The sequence below is a fragment of the Dokdonella sp. genome, from assembly GCF_049593775.1.
Lineage (GTDB): Bacteria > Pseudomonadota > Gammaproteobacteria > Xanthomonadales > Rhodanobacteraceae > Dokdonella.
Genome location: NZ_JBAWHJ010000007.1, coordinates 1 through 2,652 on the forward strand (window position 1 = coordinate 1; position 2,652 = coordinate 2,652).

The window sequence follows — 2,652 nt, forward strand, 5'->3', positions numbered from 1 at the left end:
TGCTTGCACCGTAAATGTTGGCCGAGCCGACCATGCCGGCTTCTGTATTGCTGAAGCCCAGTCCGGTGACCAGTCCATCGACAATCGCCGACATGATGTTGATGTAGAAGAACCCGGCTGTCGCCAGCAAGGCAAACAGCAAGTACAGCCAGAGGCTGTCGGAATGTCTTTTCCGATCCACGGGAGCAATCGGTGCAGCAGTGGCTTCGGTCACGGGTGTTTCCTGTGAGGGTTCATTCAATGTCGATACCGGCCTGCACGAGCAGATCGCGCAGCGGAGCGAGTTCTCCTTCATGACGTCGCCACAGCCCTACCGAACTGCTGTACATCGGCTGACGCACTTGCGCCGCACTGGCGGTCAGCGAGGGCTGCTGGTTCTTCTCGAACGAGAGGCAGGCGTCCTGCCATGGCAAGCCGGCGAATTCCACGAGTTCACGGCTGCGGGATTCCTGGTTCGCAACCAGATCCTCATAGTCGATCTCAAACAGATGCGTTGTCGGGAACACTTCGCGCCAGTGGCTCATCAGGCGGTCGTAGCCGATCCAGTAGCGGGCCAGATCAGCGAGATCGTAGGAAAACGGATAGGCCATGCGGAACAGGGTCTTGTACATCGCGTAGCAGACATCCATCGGTTTGCGTCGAAGGTGGATGACACGTGCGTTGGGCAAGGCCGCGGCGATCAGGCCGAGATAGAGGAAGTTGACTGGCGTCTTGTCCAGAAAGCGGGCTGCATCGGCATCGGGAAGGTTGCTGCAATAGTGCTGGCCCAACGCCCTGAAATCGAGCCGGGTCGAACGCTGCACCAGCTCGGCTTTTCCCGACACCTTGCCGGCAGTCTTGACCAGGGCCATGGCCAGGTCACTGACTTCGCCACGGCTCGTCACGCCACTGTGCGAACTGAGGATGCGGTCGACCAGGGTCGTGCCGCTGCGTGGCAGGCCGATGATGAACAGCGGTCGCGGGTCGGCAAGGCCTTCGTGTTCCGCAGCGAAAAATGAAGCGTCGAAAGCCTGCGCGATCAATTGCATCGTTTCGATATCGTCTTCAACGCGGTAGCTCAGCATGCGCCGGCGGGCGTCGGCCCCTTGCTTGAGAGCTGCGAACGAACGTTTCGACTCGCCGAGATCCTCGAGCTCCTTGGCCAGCGCATAACCGAGTGCTACGCGACCGGGTGCACCAGGAGGTGCTTGTGCCAGTCGCGACTCAATCACGCCGACGTGGTTTCGTTCCGCTGTCTGTTTGCGCAAGGTGGCGCGGTTGTACCAGGCGTCGCTGTCTTCGGGTCGAAGTTCGATGACCCTGTCCAGTGCGGATTCGGCCTCCACCAGCTTGCCGAGCGCGATCAGGGAAGTTGCGTGGTTGTAGATCAGCTCCGGATGATCGGGCTGACGTTGCCGGGCGCGCGCATGACATTGCTCGGCCTCGGCGTGCAGTCCGAGCATGGCGAAACGCTGGGCGACATCCTGGAGCAGACGCAGCGGTTGTTCGCCCTTCTGCTCGGCCAGTTTCCCGAGCATTTCAAGGCAGGCTTCGCGCTCGCCCTGTTCATGCAGCAAGTCGACGAGCAGCATCGCGGGTGCAGGGTGGCCGGGCTGCATTTCGGCTGCCTTTCTTGCCGTGGCCAGTGCGTCCCCCGGTTTTCCACAAAGACGCTGGGCATGGCCGAGAAGTACCCGAGCCTGCATGTCGGCAGGTTGCCTTTCAATCAGCGACAGGGCCGCGCGCTCCGCACCCGGCCCGTCGCCTTTTCCGAGCAGCACTTCGATGTTCCGTAGTGCCTGCCCGGTTTCCCCCGTAGGCATGTTCAAGTGAGCATGCCCCGTTCCATCAGAAGCGATAGCCGACCGTCACGCCCACAGTGCGTGGCAGGGTGACCAATCCCTTCGAACCATTGCCGTAGTAGTTCTGCTCGGGCGAGGTGCCCATGTATTCCTCGGTGTAGACACCGGTGATGCCTTCGACGTTGCCGATGTTCTTGAGCCACAGCGTGGTATCCCAGTTGTCGCGGCTATAGGTGGCCGAAAGATTGAAGATAGTGAAGCCGCCCATCGTGTAACGGAAGCGCGGACTCTGGCTCAAGGCATTCTGCGTCGAGGACTGGGTGTAGGCGTCGCCGCGGATTGTCAGCAACCCGGAAGCGAACGGAAATCCGTAGCCCGCCGAAGCATTGAAGCGATGCTCGGGCACACCCGGCAGGGTATCGCCATCGACGCCCAGGGTGAAACCGCCATCCGGTGCCACCGCATCGGAGGTCAGCTCGGCCTTGGTGTAGGTATAGCCGAGACCGTAGGTGAAGCCGTCACCCAAGCTGCCGGCAATCTCGAGCTCGATACCGCTGGTTGCAGCCGATTCGGCATTGACGACGGCGAAGAAGCCCCAGTTCGTGGTCGCGCTATTGATCTGCGGATCCTTCCAGTCGACGTAGAAGTAGTTGGCGTTGTAGGTCATGCGGCCGACGGCACCCTTGATGCCGACCTCGTAGTTGGTCACCGAATCGGGTTTGTAGATGGACCAGGCCGGATCTTCACCGAAGAAGCCATCGGTCGGGACGCCGTTTGTACCGCCACGACGATAGCCCTCTGAGATCGTTCCATAGAGCATGTTTTCGGGCGAGAATGTCCAGGCGACATTGCCCTTGAACAGGGTGCCGTC

Annotated in this window: 3 protein-coding genes; all 3 read right to left on the reverse strand. The window is 60.8% G+C overall.

Annotated features, from left to right (window positions below):
• Positions 1-214, reverse strand: a 214-nt coding sequence (locus tag WBP53_RS00165) for a hypothetical protein (RefSeq protein ID WP_423924725.1), incomplete at its 3' end; no start/stop codon positions are given.
• A 19-nt stretch (positions 215-233) separates the two neighbouring features.
• Complete coding sequence (locus WBP53_RS00170) at positions 234-1,802, reverse strand: sulfotransferase (protein WP_423924729.1); 1,569 nt, start codon at positions 1,800-1,802, stop codon at positions 234-236.
• A gap of 25 nt (positions 1,803-1,827) precedes the next feature.
• The coding region (locus WBP53_RS00175; RefSeq protein ID WP_423924727.1) for a TonB-dependent receptor domain-containing protein at positions 1,828-2,652 on the reverse strand (825 nt) is incomplete at its 5' end.